General features: G+C 72.6%; 19 protein-coding genes. 7 read left to right on the top strand and 12 right to left on the bottom strand.

Annotation, left to right across the window (positions count from 1 at the left end; all coding sequences use genetic code 11):
- Positions 1–121: 121 nt before the first annotated feature.
- From idi to VFZ92_RS39920, 4 genes are all read right to left on the bottom strand, one after another.
- Positions 122–706, bottom strand: a complete 585-nt coding sequence (gene idi, locus VFZ92_RS39935) for an isopentenyl-diphosphate Delta-isomerase (RefSeq protein ID WP_330882928.1) — start codon at positions 704–706, stop codon at positions 122–124.
- A 216-nt stretch (positions 707–922) separates the two neighbouring features.
- The gene (locus tag VFZ92_RS39930; RefSeq protein ID WP_330882925.1) at positions 923–1396 is read right to left on the bottom strand and encodes a hypothetical protein; all 474 of its coding nucleotides are present in this window, start codon (positions 1394–1396) and stop codon (positions 923–925) included.
- Between the two features lie 122 nt (positions 1397–1518).
- Complete coding sequence (locus VFZ92_RS39925) at positions 1519–2322, bottom strand: SLATT domain-containing protein (RefSeq protein ID WP_330882923.1); 804 nt, start codon at positions 2320–2322, stop codon at positions 1519–1521.
- Entirely contained in the window at positions 2319–3503 is a 1185-nt protein-coding gene (locus tag VFZ92_RS39920) for a hypothetical protein (RefSeq protein ID WP_330882921.1), read from the bottom strand. Before VFZ92_RS39920 ends, VFZ92_RS39925 begins: the two co-directional genes overlap by 4 nt.
- A gap of 160 nt (positions 3504–3663) precedes the next feature.
- Here VFZ92_RS39920 and VFZ92_RS39915 point away from each other — a divergent pair, with 160 nt between their 5' ends.
- Genes VFZ92_RS39915 through VFZ92_RS39900 form a run of 4 tightly spaced genes read left to right on the top strand, consistent with a single transcriptional unit; the run spans position 3664 to position 9166 of the window.
- Positions 3664–5130 carry an SDR family NAD(P)-dependent oxidoreductase gene (locus VFZ92_RS39915; protein WP_330882919.1) on the top strand — a complete coding sequence of 489 codons (1467 nt, stop codon included), beginning with the start codon at positions 3664–3666 and terminating at the stop codon, positions 5128–5130.
- Positions 5131–5184: 54 nt separating this feature from the next.
- Entirely contained in the window at positions 5185–5928 is a 744-nt protein-coding gene (locus VFZ92_RS39910; protein ID WP_330882917.1) for a hypothetical protein, read from the top strand.
- On the top strand, positions 5925–6890 hold the full coding sequence (locus VFZ92_RS39905; RefSeq protein ID WP_330882915.1) for a hypothetical protein: 966 nt from the start codon (positions 5925–5927) through the stop codon (positions 6888–6890). The genes VFZ92_RS39910 and VFZ92_RS39905 overlap by 4 nt, the downstream gene beginning before the upstream one ends.
- A 50-nt stretch (positions 6891–6940) precedes the next feature.
- Positions 6941–9166: a hypothetical protein gene (locus VFZ92_RS39900; protein ID WP_330882913.1), complete on the top strand. Its 2226-nt coding sequence runs from the start codon at positions 6941–6943 to the stop codon at positions 9164–9166.
- Here the strand turns inward: VFZ92_RS39900 and VFZ92_RS39895 are convergent.
- The 4 genes from VFZ92_RS39895 to fxsA all read right to left on the bottom strand — a co-directional run bounded on the left by VFZ92_RS39895 (position 9067) and on the right by fxsA (position 15270).
- Complete coding sequence (locus VFZ92_RS39895; RefSeq protein ID WP_330882911.1) at positions 9067–10239, bottom strand: hypothetical protein; 1173 nt, start codon at positions 10237–10239, stop codon at positions 9067–9069. The genes VFZ92_RS39900 and VFZ92_RS39895 overlap by 100 nt on opposite strands.
- The gene (locus tag VFZ92_RS39890; protein WP_330882909.1) at positions 10236–11246 is read right to left on the bottom strand and encodes a hypothetical protein; all 1011 of its coding nucleotides are present in this window, start codon (positions 11244–11246) and stop codon (positions 10236–10238) included. Before VFZ92_RS39890 ends, VFZ92_RS39895 begins: the two co-directional genes overlap by 4 nt.
- Positions 11221–14982 (bottom strand): FxSxx-COOH system tetratricopeptide repeat protein, encoded by a 3762-nt coding sequence (fxsT, locus tag VFZ92_RS39885; protein WP_330882907.1) that lies wholly within the window; start codon positions 14980–14982, stop codon positions 11221–11223. Before fxsT ends, VFZ92_RS39890 begins: the two co-directional genes overlap by 26 nt.
- Before the next feature lie 120 nt (positions 14983–15102).
- Complete coding sequence (gene fxsA / locus VFZ92_RS39880; RefSeq protein ID WP_330882905.1) at positions 15103–15270, bottom strand: FxSxx-COOH cyclophane-containing RiPP peptide; 168 nt, start codon at positions 15268–15270, stop codon at positions 15103–15105.
- 174 nt (positions 15271–15444) lie between these two features.
- Between fxsA and VFZ92_RS39875 the strand changes: the two genes are divergently transcribed.
- Positions 15445–16536: an FxsB family cyclophane-forming radical SAM/SPASM peptide maturase gene (locus VFZ92_RS39875; RefSeq protein ID WP_330882902.1), complete on the top strand. Its 1092-nt coding sequence runs from the start codon at positions 15445–15447 to the stop codon at positions 16534–16536.
- A gap of 28 nt (positions 16537–16564) precedes the next feature.
- Positions 16565–17719 carry an aKG-HExxH-type peptide beta-hydroxylase gene (locus tag VFZ92_RS39870; RefSeq protein WP_330882900.1) on the top strand — a complete coding sequence of 385 codons (1155 nt, stop codon included), beginning with the start codon at positions 16565–16567 and terminating at the stop codon, positions 17717–17719.
- Here the strand turns inward: VFZ92_RS39870 and VFZ92_RS39865 are convergent.
- Positions 17706–18485 (bottom strand): PIG-L family deacetylase, encoded by a 780-nt coding sequence (locus VFZ92_RS39865; RefSeq protein ID WP_330882898.1) that lies wholly within the window; start codon positions 18483–18485, stop codon positions 17706–17708. The genes VFZ92_RS39870 and VFZ92_RS39865 overlap by 14 nt on opposite strands.
- 82 nt (positions 18486–18567) lie before the next feature.
- On the opposite strand from VFZ92_RS39865, the gene VFZ92_RS39860 reads away from it, so the two are divergent.
- Complete coding sequence (locus VFZ92_RS39860; protein WP_330882896.1) at positions 18568–22083, top strand: TM0106 family RecB-like putative nuclease; 3516 nt, start codon at positions 18568–18570, stop codon at positions 22081–22083.
- 268 nt (positions 22084–22351) lie between these two features.
- Here the strand turns inward: VFZ92_RS39860 and VFZ92_RS39855 are convergent, their stop codons facing one another.
- The 3 genes from VFZ92_RS39855 to VFZ92_RS39845 are packed head-to-tail and all read right to left on the bottom strand — an operon-like array spanning position 22352 to position 25037.
- The gene (locus tag VFZ92_RS39855; protein ID WP_330882894.1) at positions 22352–23305 is read right to left on the bottom strand and encodes an ABC transporter substrate-binding protein; all 954 of its coding nucleotides are present in this window, start codon (positions 23303–23305) and stop codon (positions 22352–22354) included.
- A gap of 17 nt (positions 23306–23322) precedes the next feature.
- Positions 23323–24087 (bottom strand): amino acid ABC transporter ATP-binding protein, encoded by a 765-nt coding sequence (locus VFZ92_RS39850; protein WP_330882892.1) that lies wholly within the window; start codon positions 24085–24087, stop codon positions 23323–23325.
- The gene (locus VFZ92_RS39845) at positions 24084–25037 is read right to left on the bottom strand and encodes an amino acid ABC transporter permease (protein WP_330882890.1); all 954 of its coding nucleotides are present in this window, start codon (positions 25035–25037) and stop codon (positions 24084–24086) included. Before VFZ92_RS39845 ends, VFZ92_RS39850 begins: the two co-directional genes overlap by 4 nt.
- Between the last annotated feature and the right edge of the window lie 354 nt (positions 25038–25391).

Here is a 25391-nt window from a genome sequence, read left to right as displayed (position 1 = left end):
GTGATCGGGCTAAGGGGCAGGTGGTGTCAACCTGCCCGATCTACCAGGGCAAGGGTCAAATCCTCCGAGCAAAATCGGCCACGGCCACGGCGGCGTGCGCTGGTTTTGTCCTGCTTTTGTTTTAGATTTTTGCCGCTGGGGGTAGGTTGTCGTCGCTGGCTACTGGCCATTCCATGGGGTTTGGGCCCAGTTTTGCCAGCTCTGCTACCTGTAGGCGGCACCAGGGGGAGATGTCTCTGGTGCCGTTCAGCACTTCTTCTGCGAAGGTGTGCCAGGGGACCCATTCCGTGCTGTCCACCTCGGCCGGGTTGGGAGTTGGGGTGCCGATCACCGTGCCTCTGAACACTGGGCACATTTCGTTCTCCACTACGCCGTTTGGCATTTCTGCTCGGTAGCGGAATTCCGGGAGGATCAGGTCCACCTGTTTGATTTCGGGTAGGCCCAGTTCGTCTTTGAGTCTGCGCAGGACGCTGTCCGTCATCTTCTCGCCTGGGGCTGGGTGGCCGCAGGCCGTGTTCGTCCAGATGCCCGGCCAGGTCTTCTTGTGCAGTGCTCTGCGGGAGAGGAGGGTGCGGCCCTGGTCGTCGAAGAGGTAGCTGGAGAACGCCAGGTGCAGTGGGGTGTCCGCGTGGTGCACCTCGGCCTTGTCGGCCAGGCCGATCTGGTTGCCTGCCTCGTCCAGCAAGAGGACCTGTTCCGTCGTCACGCCGGACACCTTGCCACATGGCCGCGCGCCGGTAAGTCCCTCGAATGGCTTCCGCGAAAGCCCTGGTCGGCGGGGGTGGTTGGGCCTGCCGGGTGATGGGTCGCACGTTCGGGGACGTCGTGGTGCCAGCGGGCGTGCGCTGGTGCGGGTGTCAATCCGCTGATGGTGGTGGGCTCGCGCCCCGACCCGGTGGTCGGGGCGCGAGTGCGGGAGCCGTCAGCAGCCGCCGCAGTTGTAGAACGTGACGTCCCAGTGGTTCGACTCCTTGAAGTAGACGTTGCCGGAGGCCGCGCGCCACTTGTTGCCACCGATGGAGGTGAAGGTGCCGGTGATGTAGTTGGTGATGCAGGTGCTGAGGCGGAAGTCGAGCTTGTAGCCGTTCCAGTGGCTGTAGGTGCCGCTGGCGTGACCGGTCTCGGTGCCGCCGGTGATGTGCAGGGCGCACCCGCTGGCGCGCTTGAGGACGCCCGCGCCCTGGATCGAGGCGAGGTTGACCTGGTCGAACGAGGTGCAGGTGGGGTTGTTGCGGTTGCTGCAACCGCCGCTGGACGACCAGGTGATCCCGGCGGAGGTGAGGCGGCCGGCCGCGTCGCCGTGGGACAGCTTGGTGACCTGGGCGCTGACGTCGGCCTGGGCGACCGAGGTGCCGGCCACCAGGGCCACGACGGCCAGGACGAGTGTCGAGAGCATGCGGGCAAGGCGCACGATGTTCTCCCTCAGTTGGTTATTTCCCGGCTCCTACCGGGATGCGAGGGAGTCTGGTGGGCGCACCGCGCCGTGGACAGGCACTGCCTTCGGGGGCACGAAGCCGGCTAGTCGGAGTGGCGCAGCACGCTCTCCACCTCGGTCACGAACGCCGCGACGCCGTCCTCGTCCGACGGGGCCCCGTGGGCCTGGAGGATCTCCAGCAGGGCCGCGCCGCTGGTCGACCTGCGGGCCAGGCGGCGGAGGCCGAACGCGGACTCGTACCAGGCGACGGCCACGGCGAGGGAGGCCGCCACGGCGGCCAGGAAGCCCCACATGGGGCGGCGGCTCGCGTCCGCCGCGGCCACCGCGCCCAGTGCCGCCGCTCCCGCGAGCAGGAGGACGGACAGCGCGCCGGTCCAGCGGCGGGACGAGGTGTACTTGGCGCGTCCGCGTTCGAAGCCGTCGAGGCGTTCGCCGACCCGGTGCTTGAGGTAGACGCGGACGAACTGGCTCCTGCGCTCCTCGGCCGACGGCGGGGGGCCGGGCTTGGCCGCGGGCTTCGGGCGCGGCTTCGGTGAGGGCTTGGCGGGCGGCGCGGGTTCGGCTTTGGCGGGCGGCGCGGGTTCGGCCTTGGCCGGCGGAGCCGCGTGCTCGGCCTTGGCCGGCGGAGCCGCGTCGAGCCTCGCCGACACCGGGGACCCGGTCCTGGCGGTCGCCGCTCCGGACTTGGCCTGCACCGCCCCGCTCCTGGCCGACGTCGTCGCCTCGGGCTTGGCCTGCGCTGCCCCGGTCTTCGCGGGCGCGGGGGCTTCGGGCTTCGCGGGCGCGGCCTTGGCGGGCGCCTGCTTGGCGGGCGCCGCGGCGGGCTTGGGCTGCTCGGTGGCCCCGGACTTGCCCGGTGCCGTCGATTCTGTCCTGGAGTCGCTCATGAGGTGGTCACCGGTTCGTGGCGGTGCCGCGCCACCGCGTTGACGAGGTCCTGGAGCCGGGCCTCGCGTTCGGCGTCGGACGCGGGCAGCGGGGCGGCGAGGTGGTCGAAGTACAGGGTGCGGAGGGCTTCCGCGCGGTGGGCCGAGGAGAGGTCGTCCTCGGAGGCCTCGTACCGGCGGGACAGGGCCACCAGCGCGGCGGCGAGGGCGCCGCTGACGGCGACCAGCACACCGGGCCACGCCTGGTCGCCCAGCCACGCCTGGAGCGCGCCGAAGCCGATGGTGCCGAACCCCGCGGCGATGGCCAGGACGATGAGCAGCCTGGCGTGGTTGCGCTCGCGGTGGGCGGTCTCGTCGACCTCGTGGAACGCGGGCGCGACCACGCGGTTGGCCTCGTGGATCGCGTCCGCCAGCAGCGGGTACTCGACCACGAAGCCGGGGTCGATGATCGGCACGGGTTCCGGGGCGCGGTAGCGCAGCCTCGGCCACACGGTCAGCTTCGGGACGGGCTTGGGGCCCAGCGTGCGGTCGAGGGCCGCCACGACGCGTTCGGGGCCCTCGTCCAGGTGCACGGCGGAGACGGTGCCGCTGCGGACCAGCACGGCGAGGTCGTCGTCCTCGGACAGGGTGCCCCTGGCGATCTCGTCGGCCAGGCCACCGGTGCCCGCGACGACGACCAGCGGCCGGTCGCCGCCGAGGTGCGCGGTCACCTGGGCGCGGGCCACGGCGTCGCCGCCGATCAGCAGGGCCGTCGACCGGCCGCGCTTGCCGGTGATCGCGTCGACCGTCCGGAACAGGGCGGGCGTCTCCTCGCCCCAGTCCTTGCCGGGCACGAGCACCGCGACGTCGTGGTTGGGGTTGAGGGCCAGCTCACCCTCGGCGGGCTTGTCCTCCCCCGCCACGACCTTGCCGCTGGGCGCGACGGCGACGAACGGGGGCAGCTTCCCCTCGACCGCTTCGAGGGCGACCCCGAGCAGGTGGACGACACCGACGTCGGCTCCCGCGGTGATGAACACCGCGTCCCGGCCCGCGACGACCCGCCGGAGCAGCGGGAGCACCTTGGCGCCCAGTTCCGTGGTCAGGGCTTCGCCGGAGGAGAAGAGCGCGATCACCGGGCGGCCCCTCGGGACGCCGAGCGACCGTGCTCGGACGTCTGCGTCGGGGTGCGCCAGTCGCTTCACGCGCGGACCATCCGCTGTTGGCATGCGGGGCACCCTAGCCGTGGCTCACGTGAATTTCACCCTTCCGGCGACGGATTTCTCACTGGATCGGGCGTTGCCACGTCGCCGGTAGAGTGCTGCGGGAACCCCTGAGCAGGCGACGTACGGACGGTAGTAGGGCATGACGGTGACCGAGCACGACGTGGCGATCGACCCCGACCAGGACGTGGCGGGGATCGACCCGGCGCTGATGGAGACCTGCCTGAAGGTGTTGGCGCAGGTCGAGCAGCTGCCGACCGAGCACCCGGACGCGGTCGCGGTCCGGCGCGCCACCGCGGGCATCTTCAAGACCGTCCGGAAGATGCGCCGCACCGCGCGCCGCGCCGCCGAGTCCGCCGCGGACCGCGCCGTGATCGAGGCCACGGCCACCGGGTCGCCGCAGCGCATCGACGACGAGACCCAGGGGATCCTGCTCCGGGACACCACGCCCGGCGCGAAGGCGGGCACGCTGATCAAGGCGAAGGCCTGCTACACCTGCAAGAACCGCTACACCGAGGTGGACGCGTTCTACCACCAGCTCTGCCCGCCGTGCGCGGCCCGCAACCGGGGCCGCCGCGACGCGTCGGTGGACCTGTCCGGTCGGCGGGCGCTGCTCACCGGTGGTCGCGCGAAGATCGGCATGTACATCGCGCTGCGGCTGCTGCGCGACGGCGCGCACACCACGATCACGACCCGGTTCCCGAACGACGCGGTCCGCCGGTTCACGGCGATGCCGGACAGCGCCGACTGGCTGCACCGGCTGAAGATCGTGGGCATCGACCTGCGCGACCCGGCCCAGGTGATCTCGCTGGCCGACTCCGTGGCCGCGGCGGGCCCTCTGGACGTGCTGATCAACAACGCCGCGCAGACCGTGCGCCGGTCGCCGCAGTCCTACGCGCCGCTGGCCGCGCTGGAGTCCTCTCCCCTGCCGGACGGCCCGCTGCCGGAGCTGATCACGTTCGGCCACACCAACGACCAGCACCCGGCCGCCCTGGAGGGGCAGGTGCACGCCATCCCGACGCCGCACGCGCTGACCGCGCTGGCGCTGACCGCCGGATCGGCCTCGCCCGCGCGGATCGCCACCGGCACGGCCATCGACGCGGGCGGGCTGCTGCCGGACCTGCACGACGAGAACAGCTGGACCCAGCGGGTGGACGAGGTCGACGCGCTGGAGCTGCTGGAGGTGCAGCTCTGCAACATGACCGCGCCGTTCATCCTGGTGTCGCGGCTGCGGGCGGCGATGGCGGCCTCGCCCGCGCGGCGCAAGTACGTGGTCAACGTGTCGGCGATGGAGGGCCAGTTCAGCCGCGCCTACAAGGGTCCCGGCCACCCGCACACGAACATGGCGAAGGCCGCGCTGAACATGCTGACCCGCACCAGCGCCGAGGAGATGCTGAGCGACGGCATCCTGATGACGGCCGTCGACACCGGCTGGATCACCGACGAGCGCCCGCACCCCACCAAGATGCGGCTGGCGGACGAGGGTTTCCACGCGCCGCTGGACCTGGTCGACGGCGCGGCCCGCGTCTACGACCCGATCGTCCAGGGTGAGCTGGGCGTCGACCTGTACGGCTGCTTCCTCAAGGACTTCGAGCCGTCGGCCTGGTGACGAACCGCCCACTGCGGGCGACCTCCCCTCGGTAGAGTTGACGATCTGCCGTCGATGGGGGTTGTGGTGGGCAAGCGCGTGGTGGCCGCTCTCGGTGTCGCCGCGGTCCTGCTGGTCGGTGGCGGGGGCCAGGCGCGCGCCGACGGCGAGGACGACGCGAAGGCCGTGTTCTGCCTGACCGTGAAGTCGGAGCGGAACCTGCGCGACGCGGGCAGGGCGGTCGGCGTCGAGGTGCCGAGCGACGTCCCGGCGTGGCGCAGGGCGAAACCCGCCGAGTTCGAGCGGGTGTGCTCGGCGCTGTACGGGTCGGAGAAGGCACCGTCGCCCGGCTGGTTCACCCAGGCGCTGCCGTTCCTGACCGGTCTGTTCGGTGCGCTGCTGGCCTACGCGGCGACGGCGTGGCGCGACCGGGTCGCGCGGGGCCGCAAGCAGGCCGAGGACCTGCGGGGCGCGCTGGTGGAGTTCGAGAACGCGGTCACCGCCTACCTGTCCGCCTACGTCGGCAAGCGGGCGGAGGACCCGGTGCTGGTCTCGCGCGCCGGGCTGGTGTCGCAACTGGCGCTGGTCAAGTCGGAGCACCGCGGCTGGAGCCGGGTGCAGGAGCTCCTGGACGGGCTGCGCGACGGCCCGCTCGGCGAGGCGCTGACCCAGCGGGCGGGCCAGGGCGACGCGGCGAAGGCCCGTGACGCCCAGCTGCGGGTGCGGCTCGACGAACTCCGCGACGAGGTGCTGCTGGTGGCGACGGCGCTGGCGCGGCCCGCGCGGCGGCACCCGGAGATGAGCCCCCGACCGCGATGACGAAGCCCTGGCTGAACCCGTTCCCGCTGCCCGGCTGGCAGCGCACGCCGATGCGCCCGCTGTGCCCGTGGAAGAACGCCGGGCACCGCGAGTTCTACGTCACGGTCGACGACTCCGACTTCCAGTTCGACGACTTCACCCAGCAGATGGGCGACCTGTCCGCGCTGCTGGCCGAGGGCAGGCTGGTGCTGGTCACCGGCGAGTCGGGGTGCGGCAAGACGGCGCTGGTGCACCGCTGCGCCGACTGGGTCGTGCGGGAGGTCGACCGGCTCCGGGAGAACCGCGAGCTGGGCCCGAACGCGCGCGGGCTGGTGCTGGACCTGACCGGGTGCCTGCCCGACGGTCCGGCCCAGTCGATCGAGGAGCGCGCCGCGCACGTGTGCGACGAGCTGTTCGGGCGGCTGGTGGACAACGAGGCCCTGCGACCGCAGGCCGTGGAGCAGCTCGGCCCCGACCGCGACACGCCGCGCCGGATCTACCCCCGGCTGGGTGCCGCGCTCACCGAGGACCTGGTGCTGGTGGTGCTGCTGCCGACACCGGGCGAACTGGCCGCCGAGGTGGTCCAGTACGCACGGGCCTTCGCGGGTCCGAAGGTGCTCTTCATGGCCGAGTCGGACCTGCTGGACCCCGACGAGGTGGCGGACGTCGTGCGGCAGCTGGAGGCCTGGGTGCCGCCGCTGACGCTGCACGTCGGCGCGCTGGAGGAGGGTGACGTGCGCAGATTCGTGGAGGACCGGCTCGAGCGACACTCGATGGTGGGCCGCTACCCACGGATGAGTGACGAGGCGATCGAGTTCCTCACCCGGTGGGCCAAGTCGGTCGCCCAGCTCCAGCGAACTTTGCACGGAACTTACGAGAGCCGCCGCAGCCTGGGACTAAGCTGCGGCGAAGGCGACGTCGTGACCGTGGACGACATCGTCGCGTTCTTCAACAACGGGTCCCGGAACGGACTGGGGAAGTAGCGATGAGCGGAAACGGCGAACCGCGCGCACGGAGGAACCCCTTCTCGCCGATGGCGGTCGCCCGCATCACGGACTTCGACTCGCACGACTCCCCCGAGGTGTCGATCGAGACGGACGCGATCCGCCAGGCGCGCTCCCACGTCACGTCCTACCTGCGGGCCTCCGACGGCGGCGACCAGGCGGGCACGGTCATCGCGATCGTCGGCGACTACGGCACGGGCAAGACGCACCTGGCCGTGCAGCTCGTCCGGCACGCGCGCGCCGAGCTGAGCGACCCGGCGAACGCGATGTACCTGGACGCGACCGCCGAGAGCTTCATCGAGCTGTACCGCCGGTTCATGCACAAGGTCGGTCTGGCGGGCGTGCTCTCGCAGGTCAGCGACTACTACGCCGACGTGGTCGCGGAGTCGTTGCAGAGCACCGGGTTGACCGCGGACACCGTCGAGTGGCTCAACACCCGCGACCTCCAGCCGGAGCAGGTCGTCGAGCGGATGGGCCTGATGGAGAGCGCCCTGCTGCGCAAGGTGCAGGCCGCGCTGCGGGGCGTCACCGAGAACAAGGACTTCGGCACGGCGCTGGCGCTGTTGCTGCGCAAGGGTTTCGAGCACTCCGTGTGGGCGTGGCTGACCGGCGGCCACCCGGACCAGGTGCTGGTCGAGCGCGGCATCACCAAGCCCATCGACAGCGAGGTCGCCGCCCTGGAGGCGATGGGCGTGTTCGCCCTGCTGTTCGGCGGCAGGCGGCGGCGGTTCGTGCTGGTCGTGGACGAGCTGGACAAGATCTTCTCGCTGGACAACCAGCCGCAGCCCAGCACGCTGGCCGCGTTCCAGACGCTGCTGGAGGTGTTCGCCAAGGCGGGCGCGTGCCTGGTGCTGTCCGGGCTGCCGGACTTCCGGACCGTGCTCGGGCCGAGCGTGCGGCAGCGCATCGCGCACACCGTGACGATGGCCGGGCTGAGCAAGGAGGAGGTCGCCGAGTTCGTCCAGTCGGCGCAGGGCGGCCCGACGCTCGACCCGTTCACGATGGACTCGATCGGCTACCTCACGGCGGTCGCGAGGGGCAACGCGCGCAACGTGATCCGGCTGTGCCACCGGGTGTTCCGGATCGTGGACGACGAGGGCCCGGACGCGCTGGTGACCCACGAGGTGGTGGAGCGGGCGGCGCGCGAGCTGTTCGGCACGCTCAGCTCGGACGACATCCACGGCGTCGTGCGGCGGCTGCTGGACGCGTCGGGGTACGACTACTACCACGACCACCTGCTCGGCCTGGGCGAGGAGTCCAAAGCGGACTTCTGGATCACCTACCCCGGCCGCGAGGGCGGGTGCGCGGTGCTCGTCACGCAATCCCTGCTGGACAGCGACAACGTGGCCGAGGTGCGGCGCAGGATCGCCTCCGTCAAGGACGCCGCCGAGGGCGCCGAGGTGCTGGTGGTCGTCAACGGCGTGCTGGTCGAGGGCGCGGCGATCCAGGTGCGCGAGCTGATCGGCCGCGACCCGCTGGTGCACGTCGAGCGCACCTTCGCCGAGGACTTCAAGGCGCTGGTCGGGGCGGTCGGCAACCTGCTCGCAGGCCCGGCGGACGGCGACGTGGTCACGGCGCTGCGGCAGCGGTTGGAGGTCGTGGCGCGGCAGCAGTCGAGCATCTACGGGTTCATCGAGCAGCTCACCGAGCACGTCGACAGCGCGCGCGGGTCGACGGACCGGCAGCTCGCCGCCATCCAGCGCAGGCTCGCCACCCTGCCGGGCGAGGGCGGGACCGAGCGGTCGACGCGGTCCGCGCTGCCGCCGGACGTGGAGAAGCTGTTCCGCGACGCGGTGGACGTGCTGGAGGAGCTGACCCAGCTCGACGTGATGCTGACCGAGGCGCTGGAGCCCGCGGAGGACGAGACGCAGGAGGCCGTGCAGCGCCGGTTGCGGTCGATCGACTACCGCGAGGCCGCGGGGCGCGCGGTGATGATGCAGAGGTCCGTGCAGAGCTTCCGCGCGTCGGTCGCGCAGTGGTTCGGCACGGAGGCCGCGGGCGGTGCCGCGCCGACCGCGGAGGCGGAGGACCGGCTGGACCAGGTCTGCCGGGCCTACGACGGCATCTCGGAGTACCTGCCCGTGTTCGGGCTCGACCCGCTGTTCGAGCTGCCGCCGTGGGCGGCGCGCCACTCGGGCATGGTGGCGGCGGTCAATCAGGCGGGGCGGCGGAACCGGGTCGCGATGGCGTTGGACAACCTGAGCCCCCGTGTCAAGCGCGCGGTGTGGCGGTCGTCCCGCGCGGGTGGCCGCTGACCGTCGTCCGGGCCCCGAACGGGCGCCAACCGGTCGTAGAGGCCGTTGCACAGGGCGTGCAGCAGGTTCACCACGATGATCGCGGGTGCGACGACGGCGATCGTGCCGGGGAAGTTCGGCTCCAGCAGCAGCGCCAGGATGATCGCGGTCAGCCCGTTCTGCTGGCCCAGCGCGAGCCTCATCCGGTCGCCGCGCCACACCTTCGGGATCGTCAGCACCAGCGCGACCACGATCTGCGCGGTGTACGCGGCGATCCCCAGCACCACGCCCTCCCCGATCCGCAGGCCGCCGACCAGCACCACGCCGACGGCGAACGTGGCCGTGTACAGCGCGACCTGCGTGAGGCCGTCGAGCGACCTCCCCAGGTTCGGGCGGAAGAACAGGCCTACGACGGCGAGTGCGAGCAGCAGCGCGTACCGCACGGCCAGGAACCCGGCGGCCAGCAGCACCAGGATCAGCCCGGTCCGCACCGCCCACCGGACCGGCCACGGCCGGGGGCCCTCGGACGCGGTGCGCCGCGCCTTCCAGACCCGGTGCGCCAGGTACGCGACGACGACGAGCACCGCGTTCCAGAACAGGCTGGTGCCGAACGACGTCAGGCCCGTTCCGACGGTGTCGTGGGCGCCCAGCGCGAACGCGGTGAAGTACGCGGTCAGCAGCACGGTGATCGGGTCGTCGAACGACGCCCACGCGGCGAGCAGGGCCTTCGCCGAGTCCGACATGCGGCTCTTGAGCCGGACGGCCGCCACGGACAGCGGGTCGATCTGGGCCAGGGCGACGGCGAGCACGAGGTGGTCCGGTTCGCGGTACACCAGGAAGAGCACACCGAAGATGAACGCCACCTTGGCGAGCACGCCGAACGTCACGGCCACCACGACCGTGCGCAGGTGGGTGCGGAACTCGTCGATCTCGATGCCGCGCGTGCTCGCGTACAGGCCGAAGCCGAGCAGCGCCGTCACGAAGAACCGGTACGGGTCGGAGGAGTCGACGTCGTCGAGCCGGAACAGCTCGGCCGCCGCCCACCCCGCGCCCGCCGCCGCGAGGAGCGCCACCGACCGCAGTGCGGAGTTCACCGCAGTTCCAGTGCCAGCGCCGCCATCCGGTCGTCCGCGCCGCTGACCCGGTTCTGGTCGATCGTGACGCCGACCAGGTAGTCGCCGGGGCCGAGGCGGTAGTAGTAGATCGCGCCCATCTCGATGTCGAGCACCAGCCGCACCAGCACGCCGCCGAGCGCGGTGCTGGTCGTCCGGTTCAGCCGGTGCGCCAGCGCTCCCAGCTCGCGGCTGAAGCCCTGGTAGAACCGGCGGCGGGTCTCGACCGCGATCTGGGTGAAGAACGGCGACAGCGACGGGTGGTCGAGGTGGTCGACCATGACCGGCAGCTCGCCCTGCGAGCAGTACGCGACCAGGTGCAGGTCCTCGGGGCGCACCGCGCGGACGCACGCGGACAGCAGCCGGTCGGTGTCCTCGCCCGGCGCGGCCAGGACGGTCGTGAACGGCGCGGGCTCGGACCCGATCGACGGCAGCGGTTCGACGGGGTCGGCCGACTCCCAGCCGCCGGGGTTCAACGACGGCAGCCGGACCTGGGCGCGCAGCGTGCTCGCCAGCTCGGCCACGGCCCGGTCGGCGGCGCGGACGTCCGGTGCCAGCGCCAGCGGCGTCACGGGGTGCTCGGTCGCGGAGCGGTCGACGACGAGGCCGACCACGTTCTCGCTGGGCACGACGGAGTCGCAGAAGACCGCGCCCTCCTCGGTCTGCACCACCGTGCGGATGAGCCTGCCGGTGCGGGCCTCCTGGAGGGTGCGGTCCAGGGTGGTGACGGTGAACCCGAGTTGGCGGCCCAGGCGCTTGAGCTCGTCGCGGCGGGTGGTGCCGGGCAGCGCGTCGGGCGAGGGCGGCGGGTCGCCGAGCGCGTCGAGGCCGAAGTCGAACACGGCGCGGCTGTAGTGCGCGAGGTAGCGCAGCGCGGTGCTCTTGACCATCGTGTCGAAGCAGGCCTGCCGGGCGTCGCCGAACTCGGGGCCGAGGTGGTCGGCGACCTCCTCGAACACCTCGTCAGGACGTTTGGGGAACGTCGACATCGATCTCCCTCCAGGCCCGGTCGGGATCGCCTGCCTGCTCGGCGAGCCGGACGTCGTGCGCCGCGATGACGGTGAACGGGTGGTCGACGCCCAGGAACTCGACGCAGTCGGCGTGGGCCGCGGTGATCAGCTCGACCGCGCGCGGCAGGTCGCCGGAGGCGAAGACGACGCGGGCGAGGTCGACGTCCGCGGCCAGCGTCCACGGGTGCGTCTCGCCGAGCCGGGCGCGCAGGACCTCCCGCGCCGCCAGGACTTCCCGGATCGCCGCGTCCGCGTCCCCCGCCGCGCGCAGCGACAGCCCGAGGCCGAGCCTGCACAGCGCGACGTACGGGTGCTGCTCCGCGAGCCCGACCTCGGTGAGGAACCCCCGCAGGGCGCCGGTGGCCAGCTCCACGGCCAGCGCCGGGTCGCCGCCGACCGTGCGGTGGTCCGCGGCGAAGCTGAGCGAGCACGCCAGCGTGTCCGGGTGGTGCGGGCCGAAGATCTCCCGGAAGTCGCGCAGCGTCTTGCCGTTGCGTGCCTTCGCGTCCTGCGCGCTGCCCGCCCTGCGCAGCGCGATGGCGTGGTTCCAGCGCGCGGTGAGCTGCATCGGGTTCAGCTCCGAGCGCAGGGTCTGGAGCTTCTGCATCGCGGTCATCAGCGACGTCAGCGCGTTCGGGTAGTCGCCCAGCTCCCGCTGGTAGACGCCGATCCGCGACAGCGAGAACCACGTGTCGGGGTCGCGTTCGCCGAACAGCCGCCGCCTGCGGTGGTGGTTGTCCTCCTCCAGCTCCAGCGCTCCGGCCGGGTCACCGGACAGGAACATCGAGATGGCCAGGTTGTTCGCCGCGCTGCGGGTGTGCGGGTGGTCCTCGCCCAGCGCGCGGCGGAAGCCCTCCCACGTCGACTGGTCCTCGACCAGCGCCTCGTCGAACAGGCCGAGCCCGCGCAGGTCGCCACCGCGACCGCGGGCGGTGATCAGCGCCTGCGGGTGGCTGAGCTGGAGCGAGCGGCGCTGCTGGGCGAGCGCGGCGTCGTCCAGCCGCAGGGCCTGCAACGGGTTGCCGAGCACGCGGTGGATGTTCGCGAGCTGCGCGGCGAGCCTGGCCCGCAGCGGGTCGCCGGGGCCGTAGCGGCTGGTCCACGTTTCGAGGAGCTTCTCGCCGGGGTCCAGCGCCGAGCGCCGCACGCCCGTGCCGCCGTCGGTGTAGAGGAACCGCACCTGGTTGACCAGCCAGCGGCGCACCAGGTCGTCGTCGCTGTCCAGCGCGCCCGACGGGTAGACGTGCGTCTGGAGCTCGGTGAAGCGGCTGGCCCGGTCCGGGGCCGTCAGCTCCACCTCGGACGGCGCGTAGGCGGCGAGGCAGGACAGGACCTCCGCCCGCCGGGACGCGCGTTCGAGCTGCCCCATGCCCTCGCGCAGCGCGTTCTGCACGACCCGGTGCAGCCGCAGCGTGTACTGGTCGCCCCAGTCGACGCGGAACAGGCCGAAGCGGGCTCCGGTCCACAGCACGCGGTCGATCTCGCCCGCGTCGAGCCGCAGCGGTTCGGCGTCGACGCCGCCCGCGACCACCAGCCGTCCCAGCAGCGCGGGTGAGCGGATCAGGCCCAGGTCGACGCCCTGCGGGGACAGGAACGAGCAGAGCTGGGCCAGCAGCACGGCCAACCGCCCGGTCGAGGACTCCCGCAGCGCGCCCACCACGACGGCGAGCACGCGGGCCGTGGTGTCCTCCTGGCCGTTGAGCAGCCCGAGGAACGTCCGGACGGCCCACGCCGCCGAGTCGGCCGCCGTGCTGCCCGCCTCGCGCTCGGTGTGCGCCACCTCCTCCAGCCACGCGCCCGCGAGGTCGAGCGCGAGGGGCAGCTGCCCGGCGACGAGCGCCACCTGCTCGGAGTCCTCCGGCGACAGGCCGGGCACCCGGTCGGCGAGCAGCCTGGCGCTGTCGCCCGCGCTCATCGGGACCAGCTCGATGGCGGTCTCGGGGGCGTTGCCCGAGGTCACCAGGACGTGGCCGGTGGAGCCTCCCGGCAGCAGCTCCTCCAGCACGGCCAGGTCGTCGGCGTTGTCGTAGACCAGCAGGAACCGCTGGTAGGCGGGGTCGCCCGCGAGCCGCTCCAGCGCGGAGGTGGTGCCGAAGTCGGTGGACCCCGGCTGGCGCAGCCGGGCGGCGAGGTTCGACAGGCCCACCAGCACGGACTGGCGGTCCTGCGACGGCAGCCACCACACCAGGTCGTAGTCGCTGGCGAACCGGTAGGCGTACTCCAGCGCCAGCTCGCTCTTGCCGATGCCGGGCACGCCGCCGAGCGTCACCACCACCCGCGCGTCGCCCGCCTCCACCAGCCGGTCGCGCAGCTCCTCCAGGTCGGCGTCGCGGCCCACGAACAGCGGGTGGCGCGGCGGCAGGCCGAACACGGCGGGCACCGCGCCGGGCACGCGCATCCCCACGTCCCGCACGGTGCCGGGTCGGTCGATCAGCCCGAAGTGGGTGAGCAGCCGGGCCCGCACCGACTCGTGGTGCTGCTCGGAGACCGCGACGGTGGTCGCCACGTCCTCCGGGGCGATCTCGGTGTCGGTGAGGTGCAGCTTCAGCACGGTCGCCCGGCGACCGCGGGTGAACTCCTCGACGGACGCCTGCTCGGCCGAGCCGTCGAGGTTCGGCGAGGAGATGACGACCAGGCCGGGCGGGTGGGCGGCGTCCAGCCACGCCCCGGCGTCGGCCAGCGTCCTGGTCTGCGCGCCCGCGCGGTCGAGCTGGCCGCGCACCCAGTCCGCCCACGCGCGGTCCGGCGGCGCGTAGGCGACCAGCACGCGGTCCGGTTCGACGGTGGAGTCCAGGCCGAAGACGCGCCGGTAGCGGGCCCGCAGCGTCGGCGAGACCGGGGTGACCCCCGTGACCTCGCCGCCCGTCACGGCGGACGCCAGGCGGCCGTACTGGCGCTCCAGCGTGCCGCCGGGGCGCGGCTCCTCGACCAGGATCGCCAGCAGCGGGTCGAACGCGTCGTAGGGCCGGTACGGGATCTCGATCGAGCCGTCGTCCGGCAGCCGCCGGGACTGGCCCGCCAGCAGCTCGGCGAACGCCGCGTGGATGGCCGAGCGGATGCGCTGCGCCCTGGACAGCTCGTCGGCGTCGTCGAACAGCGTCGCCACCGGCACGAGGTCGATCCGCACCGGGGCGCGGCGGCGCAGGCGGGCGGCCAGGTCGGCGGCGTCGGAGATCGCCCGCGGGCGGGGGCGGAAGCAGACGACTGCGACCTCGCACAGGGTCGCGATCAGCGTCAGCGACGCCTCACCGGCCCCGGTCGGCGCGTCGATCAGGACGTGGTCGTAGTCCGCCTCGGTCAGCCGGGTGCGCAGGTCCGTCATCGCGCTCGGGTCGCCGTGCTGGAAGTCAGGGAAGAACCGGCCCGCCGCGTCCGGCTCCATCGGGGCGACCACGTCGACGTGGCCCGCCGCCTCGGGCAGCGCGAACCGCTCGGCGTTCGGCTCGTAGCCCTCGCGCACCGGGGTCGACGTGTACGCCGCGAGCAGCTGGCGGCCCAGCTGCGTGGGGAAGGGCCTGCGGTCGACCAGGAACGGCTCCAGGTACTCGCGGACCCTCGGCACCTCCGAGCCCCAGTCGACGACCAGCACCCGCTTGCCCGCGCTCGACAGCACCCAGGCCAGGTTCGCCACCGCGCTGGTCCGACCGGTGCCGCCGGTCGCGGACAGGAACGCGACGACACCCGCTTGCCCCGGAACGCTCAGCGAACCGCTCATCACCACTCCAGTCCGGGGACGTGAACTCGTTGAATAAACCAAGCGGGACGGTGCCGGGTGGACCCCACGGCCCGAACGGACTCCGTTCAAGGCGAAGATTCACTCGGATGGAGGCAGCGCCTACAGCGAACTCTGGAAGGCGGCGTACTGCTCGGGCATCTCCGGGTCCTCGGCCAGGACCCGGCGCAGCGAGGCCCTCAGCACGTCGTCCGGCAGGGCGTCCAGCCGCGCCAGGTCGATGCCCGTCACGTCGAGCAGTTCGGACTCCAGCACCCCGTCGGTCTCCATGCGCTCGCGCCCCCTACACCCGGCGCCCGCGGAGTTGCGGGTTCCGTGCCTCCGGTCGACCGGGATTCGATCTCCATCCTAGTGCGCGGCAACCGGTAATGCCGTCAATGGGCCGATCGGACCACCGCGGCGGCCCGACGCCGTGTTTCATGGCGGGAGGGGACGGGATCGGGGGTGCGCGTGCGACCGTTTCACCAGTTCGTCGTCAAGGTGCACAGCAGGTGCAACCTGGCCTGCGACTACTGCTACGTCTACGAGATGGCCGACCAGCGCTGGCGGGGCAGGCCCAGGGTGATGTCGCCGGAGGACGTCGAGCACACGGCCGAGCGGATCGCCGAGCACGCCCGCGCGCACGGCCTGGCCGACGTGGAGGTCGTGCTGCACGGCGGTGAACCGCTGCTGGCCGGTCCGGCGGTGGTCGAGCACGTCGTCACGGCCGTGCGGTCGCGGGTGCCCGCGCGGTTCTCGGTGCAGACCAACGGGACGCTGCTCGACCGCCGGTTCCTGGAGGTGCTGCTGGCGCTGGACGTGCGGGTGGGCGTGAGCCTGGACGGCGACGCGGCGGCGACCGCCCGGCACCGCGGCGACAGCCACGCCGCCGTGCTCGCGGGGCTCGCGGAACTGGGGTCGCCGGAGTTCCGGCCGCTGTTCGCGGGCCTGCTGTGCGTGGTGGACCTGCGCAACGACCCCGTCCGCACCTACGAGTCGCTGCTGGCGTTCGAGCCGCCCGCGGTGGACTTCCTGCTGCCGCACGGGAACTGGAGCGCTCCCCCGCCGGGCTTCGGGTACGCGGACTGGCTGGTCGCGGTGTTCGACCGCTGGTACGGCGCACCGGTGCGGGAGACCGGCGTGCGGCTGTTCGAGGAGGTCGTGCACGTCCTGCTGGGCGGCCGGTCGCGGGTCGAGGGGATCGGTCTGAGCCCGGCGTTGCAGGTCGTGGTCGAGACCGACGGGATGATCGAGCAGTCCGACATCCTGGCCTCCGCGTTCGAGGGTGCGGCGGCGACCGGCCTGCACGTGGCGCGCGACTCGTTCGACGCGGCGCTGCGGCTGCCGGAGGTGCGGGCGCGGCAGGCGGGGCTCGCGGGGCTGTCGGCCGTCTGCCGGGCGTGCGACCTGCACGCGGTGTGCGGCGGCGGGCTGCGGGCGCACCGGTACCGCGAGGGCGCGGGGTTCGACCGGCCGTCGGTGTACTGCGCGGACCTGTACCGGCTGATCCGGCACGTGCGGGGTCGGCTCGCGCGCGACCTGGAGCGGGTGTCGTGACCCCGTTGCGGGACAGGGGTTCCCCATCGTGACACGGCCGCACTCGTTGTCCGGGGCCGACTTCGCCGCGCTGGCCCGCGGCGGTGGCGGGACCGGGGCGGTGCGGGCGCTGGTGGCGGCGCGGCGCAGCCGGACGCTGCTGCTGCTCCGGTTCGTGGTCGGGCGGGACCCGTCGGCCCGGCAGGCGTTCGAGGTGCTGGCCGAGGCGCGGCGGGTGGCGCCAGCCGAGGTGGAGCGGCTGCTGGACGACCCGGCGGTGAGCGCGTGGGCGACGCGGACGGCGGTGGCGCTCGGCCGGGGGCGCGGGGCCCGGCCCGCCGAACTGGCGCACGTGGCCGCCGCGGCGGCGGTGCGGGCGGGGCTGGACGTGGCGCTCGACTTCCCGGCGTCGGACGGGTTCCCGCTGCCGTCACTGGGCCACGTGGACCGACCGGTCCGCGGCACCGTCCGGGTGGACCGCCTGGAGTGGCGGCCGACGCCGGAGATCGCGGTCGGCGGCGGGGTCGTGTTCCGGTTGGAACGGTGGAGCGGGGTCCCCGACGCGCTCCGGGTCGACCCGCGCGCCGACGTGGCCCGCTGGCGCGAGCGGGTCACCGCGGCCTGGGACCTGCTGGCGCTGCGGCACCCCGCGGTGGCCGAGGAGGTCGCCGCGGCCGTGACGGTGCTGGCCCCGCTGCGCTCGGCGGAGGGCGGGATGAGCAGCGCGACGCTCGGGGACGCGTTCGGGTGCGTGTTCCTCTCGCTCGGTCCGGACGCGCGGTCGGTGGCCGTCACGCTGGCGCACGAGGTGCAGCACACCAAGCTCGTGGCGCTGATGGACCTGTTCCCGTTGCTGCGCCCCGATCCCGGCAGGCGGTTCTACGCGCCGTGGCGCGACGACCCCCGGCCGCTGGCCGGGCTGCTGCACGGGACGTACGCGCACCTGGGCGTGGCCGGGTTCTGGCGGCGGGAACGCGAGGCCGACGAGGACGGGCACGTGGAGTTCGCCCGCTGGCGGACCGCCGCGCTCGACACGACCGCGACGATGCTGGGCAGCGGCGGGCTGACGGCGATCGGCCGGGACCTCGTGACCGGCATGGCCGAGGTGCTAGCGGAGTGGGCGGACGAGCCGGTGCCCCCGGCGGCGCTGGAGCGGGCCCGAGCGCTGGCCGACGAGCACCGGCGGCTGGCTACAGCCCCGTGAGCAGGTCCGACTCGGTGATGCCCGGCTCGGCGCCGACCCGGATGAACCACTCGGTGCCGAACGAGAACGCGAACGCCTCGTCGGTCTGGCCCAGGAAGAACGACTGCTCGCTGATCTGGCTGGCGTGCGCCCGCATCGCGGCCTTCTTGACCTCCAGGTACGCCGTGACGTCCACCGCGGTGGTCAGCTCGGCCTCGGGCTTGCCGAACGTCGAGGTGTCCACGTCGGGCAGCCGGTGGCCCGCCTCCTCGGCGGCGGCCAGGCCGCGGTTCGCGTGGTCGCGGTTCATCGTGGCCTGGTAGACCCTCGGCGTGCCCGCGAGTTCGGCGGCGCGCAGCCCGACCCGGTGGACCTGGATGTGGTCGGGGTGGCCGTAGCCGCCGTTGTCGTCGTAGACGGTCAGCACGTCGGCGGACTCCTCGACCAGGATCGCCGCGAGCCTGGCCGCCGCCTCCTCGACCGGCGCGGTCCAGAAGGTGTTCGGGGCGTCGTTGGTGGACTCCCCCATCATCCCGGAGTCGACGTACCCCAGGAACTCGACGCGCTTCGCGCCCAGCACCTCCGCCGAGGCGTGGGTCTCGCGGACGCGCCGCTCGCCCAGCGGCTCGCCCTCGGCCAGGAACCCGTCGTCCACCTCGCCGACCTCACCGCGGGTCGCCACGACCAGCACCACGCGGTGCCCCTCGTCGGCGGCCTTGCGCATGACACCGCCGCACAGGATGCACTCGTCGTCGGGATGGGCGTGGAACGAGACCAGTGTCGCCATGGGCGCAACGCTACCGGGACGCCGACACGCGGGGGCCCGTGCGTCCACGAGCACGGCGACCGGGGCCGCGATACTGCCCGTCATGCTCACCACGGAGGCCGGCCTGGTCATCTCGCCGACGGACCTGGTCGACCTGCTGGAGTGCGAGCACCGCAGCGCGCTCAACCACGCCGTCGCGGCCCGGCTGCCGGGAGTGCCCACACCGGACGGCTCGGGTGCGACGTTGATCACCAAGCACGGCCTCGCGCACGAGCGGGCCGCGCTGGAGCGGCTGAGGGAGCGGTTCGGCGCCGGGGTCGTCGAGATCGGACAGCCCGCGCCGCGGCACGAGGCGCTGCTCCAGGCCGCCGAGGAGACGCGGACCGCGCTGGAGTCCGGCGCCCCGGTCGTCTACCAGGCGGTGTTCTACTCGGACGGTTTCCACGGCCGCGCGGACTTCGTGGTCGCGTCGCCGGACGGGTACGAGCCGCACGACACCAAGCTGGCCCGGCACGCCACCCCCGCCGCGGTGCTCCAGCTGACGGCGTACGCCGACGCGCTGCGCCGGGCCGGGCACCCGACCGGGCCGTCCATGCACCTGCTGCTCGGCGACGACGCCACGCACTCGTTCCCGGTGGCGGACTTCCTGCCGCTGGTGGACCACCTGCGGAACCGGTTGCGGGAGCGGCTGTCCGCGCCCGCGGTGACGCCCTCGCCCGTGTGGGCGGACGAGCGGCCCGCGTGCGGCACCTGCCGCTTCGCGCGGAGCTGCGCCACCGGGCGCGAGACCGCCCGCGACCTGTCGCTGGTGGCGGGGATCCGGACCGACCAGCGGCGCAAGCTGGTGGCCGCCGGGCTGGGGACGATCGACGCGCTGGCCAACGCCACCGCCACCGACCGGCCGTCGGACATGTCGGCCACGACGTTCGGCGCGCTGCGGTCGCAGGCCGCGCTCCAGGTGATCCAGGACAACTCGCGCACCCCGGACGACCCGACCGGCAAGGTCGCCTACGAGGTGCTGGCACCGGACGTGCTGGCGGCGTTGCCGAGCCCCGCCGACGGGGACGTGTTCTTCGACATGGAGGGCGACCCGTTCGCCCTGGCCGGTGAGGGGCTGGAGTACCTGTTCGGGGCGGTCACCGCCGGGAGCGTCTTCACGCCGTTCTGGGCGCACAGCCGGGCGCAGGAGAAGGCGGCGTTCGAGGCGTTCGTTGACTTCGCCCTCGCGCGGCTGACGGAGTTCCCCGGCAGCCACGTGTACCACTACGCGCCGTACGAGGTGAGCGCGCTCAAGCGGTTGGCCGCACTGCACGGGACCCGCGAGGAGGCCGTGGACACGTTGCTGCGCACGGGTTCCCTGATCGACCTGTACGCGGTGGTGCGCAAGGCGCTGCGGGTGTCGCAGCGGTCGTACTCCATCAAGGACCTGGAGCCGCTGTACATGCCGGGGTCGCGGTCCGGCGAGGTGAAGAACGCCGTCTCCAGCATCGAGGCCTACGAGGAGTACCTGACGCTGCTGGAACTCGGCGACGCCGAGCAGGCCTCGGTCGTGCTGGCCGGGATCGAGGCGTACAACACCTACGACTGCGTGTCGACGCAGGGGCTGTACCGGTTCCTGCTGGACGTGCGGGTCGAGGCGGGGATCGAACCGCACGTGCCCGAGGAGTCCGAGCTGGACGGCCTGGTCCGGCGGACCGACGAGGAGCTGGCGGCCGAGCGCAGGGCGGAGCGCGCGGCGAAGCTGGCCGCCGTCGTGGACCCGCTGATGGCCGGGCTGCCGGACAACCCCGCCGACGCGACCCCGGACGAGAAGGCGCGGGCGCTGCTCGCCGCGGCCGTCGGCTACCACCGGCGCGAGACGAACCCGGCGTGGTGGGACTTCTTCCGGCAGGTGGGGGCTCCGCTGCCGGACCTGGAGGTGGACGGCACCTGCGCGGTGCCGGTGTCGGTGCGCGTGGACGACTGGGTGATGCCCAGCGGCCGGGTGCGCAACGCCAAGCGCGAGGTGCACGCGGTGTGCGACCCGGACCGGCCGCACCCGTTCGGCCACGGCGACCAGGTGCGGCTCCTGTACCCCGGCACGCCGACCGCCCGGACCCGCAAGGCGGAGGTGATCGCCGAGGGCGCGGACCGGGTGGTGCTGCTGGAGAGCGTGAAGCCGGACGAGCTGGACTCGGCGCGACCGATCGCGATCCTGCCCGGCGACCCGGTGAAGCCCGCGCCGAAGGACGACGCGGTGTACGAGCTGGCGCAGACCGTGGTGGAGCGGTTGCCGGTGCTGCCCCCGCACCCCGGGATCGACCTGCTGCGCCGCACGCCGCCGCGGCTGGTCACGTCGGGGCCGCTGCCCGTGGGTGAGGACCTGGTGGCGGCCGTGATCAGCGCGGTGGACGCGCTGGACGGGTCGACGCTGGCCGTGCAGGGACCGCCGGGGGCCGGGAAGACGTACCTGGCCGGGCGGCTGATCGCGCACCTGGTGCGGCGGGGGAAGAGCGTCGCCGTGACGTCGACCAGCCACAAGGCCGTCGAGAACGTGCTGTCGGCCGCCGGGGCCGCCGGGCGGGAACTCGGGGTGCCGATCCCCTGCGCCAAGCGCGCCAAGGGCAAGCCCGTGCGGGACTGCGAGTGGGAGCAGCCCAGGGACAACCCCGCGCTGGTCCGCTGGCGCGGCGAGCAGGGTGGGGGGCACCTCGTCGGCGGCACGGCGTGGACGTTCTCCAACGCCGCGCTGCGGGAGCAGCCGTTCGACGTGCTGATCATCGACGAGGCCGGGCAGTTCGCGCTGGCGGACGCGCTGGCCGTGTCGACGTGCACCCGGAACCTGGTGCTGCTCGGGGATCCGCAGCAGCTGCCGCAGGTGGTGCAGGGGACGCACCCGGCCGGGGCCGACGCGTCGGCGCTGGGGCACCTGATCGGGGACGCCGACGTGATCCCCGCGTCCCTCGGGTACTTCATGGACCAGACCCGGCGGATGCACCCGGAGGTGTGCGCGCCGGTGTCGCGGCTGTCGTACTCGGGGAGGCTGCACGCCCACCCGTCGGCCGGTTCGAGGTCGTTGGAGGGGGTGGAGTCCGGGCTGTACCTGGATCTCGTGGACCACTCGCACAACATCACGAGCTCGGTGGAGGAGGCCGAGGAGGTGGTGGGGATCGTGCGGACGCTGATCGGTCGACCGTGGACGGACGGCGCGGAGTCCCGGCCGCTCTCGGAGGACGACGTCCTGGTGGTGGCGCCCTACAACCTCCAGGTGCGGGTGGTGCGGAGGGCGTTGGAGAAGGCCGGGTTCGACGGGGTCCGGGTGGGGACGGTGGACAAGTTCCAGGGGCAGGAGGCGCCGGTGGTGATCGCGACCATGACGTCGTCCGCCGCCGTGGACCTGCCTCGGGGGTTGGACTTCCTGCTGTCCCGGAACCGGTTGAACGTGGCCCTGTCGCGGGCTCAGGTGGTGGCCGTGCTGGTGTGCTCGCCCCGGTTGGTGGAGGCGGACATCCGCGGGGTGGATCAGATGCGGTTGGTGTCGGGGATGATCGGGCTGATGGACGGGGCCCGGCGGTGGGGCGGGGCATCCGTTCGGTTTATGGGGGATCGTTATGGGGTCGGGGACGGGGCCGCTGGGTAGGGTTGGGGAATCCTTCCCCTGGGAGGGCCCGGAGTCGGGCGTTGAGGGCGTTCCGGTTCCGGGTGTCGTTGTGGAGGGTGGCGGATCCCCGGCCTATCCCTGCGGGTGGGGGATCCGCCACCTGGCTGCTGGTCCCGGCGTGGAGTGACCCGTGGCCCCTGGCCCCTGTGATCGGGCCGAAGGGCAGGGGTCGAATCCCCCGAGCAGGACCGGCCACCGCTTCGGGGAAAGCCCTGTCCCGCTCGCGCGGTGGGTCGGTCCTCGCCGGCTAGGACCTGGGGAGGCCCGGTGGGTTGATCTCCGAGGTGGGTACCGCCTCGCTGCTCAGGCCCCAGCGTTCGAGGACTTCCGCGTACTTGCCGTTCTTGATGAGCAGGTTCAGCGCTTCCGCTACCGGCTCGACCAAGCCGCTGTCCTTCTTGGTGGTGGCGGCGATCTTGCCGACGATGTCGCCGCCGCCGGAGAAGCTGCCGATGATCTCCGTCTTGCCCGACGTGGCCACGTGGTAGGCGGCCGTGGGGTTCGGGCCGAGGTAGGCCTCGATGCGGCCTGATTCCAGGGCCAGGTAGTAGTCGGAGCTGTTCTGGAAGTACTTGATGTCCGTCGGCTTGAGACCCTCGTCCTCGTTCCGCCGGGACCAGTCGACGAGGATCTTCTCCTGGTTGGTGCCGGACCCCACGGCGATGGTCCTGCCCGCCACGTCCTCCGGGCCCTCGACCTTCCAGGTGCCGCCCTTCTTCGCCTCGAACGCGAGGGTGTCCAGGCGGTAGGTGGCGAAGTCGTACTTGTCCTTGCGGGCCTCGGTCACGGTGATGTTGGACAGGCCCAGCTGGTAGGCGCCCGAGTCCAGGCCGACGAAGAGGTTCTCCCAGGAGGAGACCTCCAGCTGTGGTTCCAGGTCCAGCACCTGGGCGATCAGGACCGCGATGTCGGTCTCCACGCCGATGGGGGTCTTGTCGTCGGTGGCGTAGAAGCGCAGTGGTGGGGCCGTGCCCGCGGAGCCGCCGATGGTGATCTTGCCGGTCTTCCGCACCTCCCCGGGGACCCCGGCGGCGATGGTGGGGTCCTTCTCCGCCGTCACGCGCTTCTGGTCGGGACCGAGGTTGATGACCTTGCCCTCCGACACCACCTGGTCCTCCACCACCGCGCCGTCGGCACCGCCGCAGGCCGCGACCAGCACCAGCAGACCTACCAGGGCCGGGACGAGTCTGGATGGTGACACTGTGTTCCTCCGTGCTGCTACAGGACTTTGGACAGGAAGGCGCGGGTGCGCGGGTGTTGGGGGTGGTCCAGGACCGCGGTGGGCGGGCCCTGTTCGACGATGACGCCCTCGTCCATGAAGACGACGCGGTCGGCCACCTCGCGGGCGAAACCGATCTCGTGGGTGACGACGATCATGGTGGTGCCGGTGGCCGCGAGGTCCTTGATGACGTCCAGGACCTCGCCGACCAGTTCGGGGTCCAGTGCCGAGGTCGGCTCGTCGAACAGGAGCAGTTTCGGGGACAGCGCCAGTGCTCTGGCGATGGCGACGCGCTGCTGCTGGCCGCCGGAGAGCTGCCTGGGGTAGGCGTTCTCCTTGTCGGAGAGGCCGACCCTGGCCAGCAGGCGGACGGCGTCGGCGTGGACCTCGGCCTTCCGCTTGCGCTGCGCGGAGAGCGGGGCCTCGGCGACGTTCTCCAGCACGGTCAGGTGCGGGAACAGGTTGAAGTTCTGGAAGACGAACCCGATGTGGGTGCGCTGCTTCAGGATCTCGCGTTCCTTGAGTTCGTGGAGCTTGCCGCCGCTCCTGCGGTAGCCGAGGAGGTCGCCGTCGATGCTGACGTGGCCCCGGTCGACCTTCTCCAGGTGGTTGATCGTGCGCAGGAGGGTGGACTTGCCGGAGCCGGACGGGCCGAGGACGACCACCACCTGCCCCTGTTCGACCTCCAGGCTCACGCCCTTGAGGACCTCCAGCGCGCCGAAGCTCTTGTGGATCCCCCTCAGGTCGACCATCGGCCCGCTCATCGGGTCGCCCCCGCCCTGGCCCGCAGCGCGGACCACCGGGCACGCAGGCGTTGCAGCGGCGTGGGTGGCAGGTCGCGCAGCGCTCCCTTGGCGTAGTGCCGTTCGACGTGGTGCTGGACGACCGACAGGAGCGTGGTCATGGCGATGTACCAGACCGTGGCGACCATGAGCAGGGCCACGACGCGCGCGTTGCGGCCGTAGATCACCTGCGCCTGGTAGAAGAGTTCGCCGATCGCCATGACGGAGACGACCGACGTGCCCTTGAAGAGGCTGATGACCTCGTTGGCCGCGTTCGGCAGGATGGAGCGCATCGCTTGCGGCAGAACGATCCTGCGGAACTGGCGCAGCCTGGGGATGCCCAGCGCGGCAGCGGCTTCGAGCTGGCCGTGGTCGACGGCGATGATGCCGGAGCGGACGATCTCGGCGGAGTAGGCGGCCTGGTGCAGGGCGAGGCCCAGCACGGCCGCGCTCATCGGGCCGATCAGGTCCTTGGTGTCGAAGGAGATGAACGACGGGCCGAACGGGATGCCGAAGTCGAACCGCTGGTACAGGTAGGCGATGTTGAACCAGAAGAGCAGCTGCACGATCAGCGGGATCGAGCGGAACGCCCAGACGTAGGTCCAGCTGACCACCTGGAGGAACGGGCTCCTGGACAGGCGCATGAGCGCGAGGACCACGCCGAGCGCGAAGCCGAGGACCGTGCCGTGGACGGTGAGCTCGATGGTGACGCCGACGGCGCGCAGGATCGAGTCGGCGGTGAAGTACTGCCTGAACGTGGGCCAGTCCCAGCCGGGGTTGGTCACCAGGCCGTGGACGAACTGGGCGAGCAGGACGAGCACCACGGCGACGCCGACCCACCGCCACGGGTGGCGGGCGGGCACCACCTCCAGCGACGCAGGGTCGGCCTCGTCATCGGGTGCGGCCACCAGGGGGCGCGCGGAAACGCTCATGAGGGGTCCTTGTGCCGGGGTCGGCTGAACAGCCCGGCGGCCGGGGTGGGCCGGGCTCAGTGCGGTGAGGAGGAGGGGATCAGCGGGTGCGACAGAGGGCGCTGCTGATGCGGCCGAGGTCCACGTGGCGGCGCGAGCACAGGACGGTCATGTCGCTCTCCGTTCCGCTGTGGGGTTTCCGGCGTCTGGAGGAACGGTAGCCACGCCGCGGAGCGGTGGGCAAGACACGGGGAGGACTCGGGTGCGAACGTCCAACTGGTGAAACCACCGGGTGCCTCGTTGACAACCGCTCTCACCCGGATGGCGCAGCGGAGCGGGTGAACAACGGGCCTACCAGGGCCGTACTGCCCTGTA

The sequence above is a fragment of the Umezawaea sp. genome (assembly GCF_036375055.1).
Lineage (GTDB): Bacteria > Actinomycetota > Actinomycetes > Mycobacteriales > Pseudonocardiaceae > Umezawaea.
Note: the sequence above shows the minus strand (reverse complement) of the source record. Positions and strands in the feature narration are given on the sequence as shown.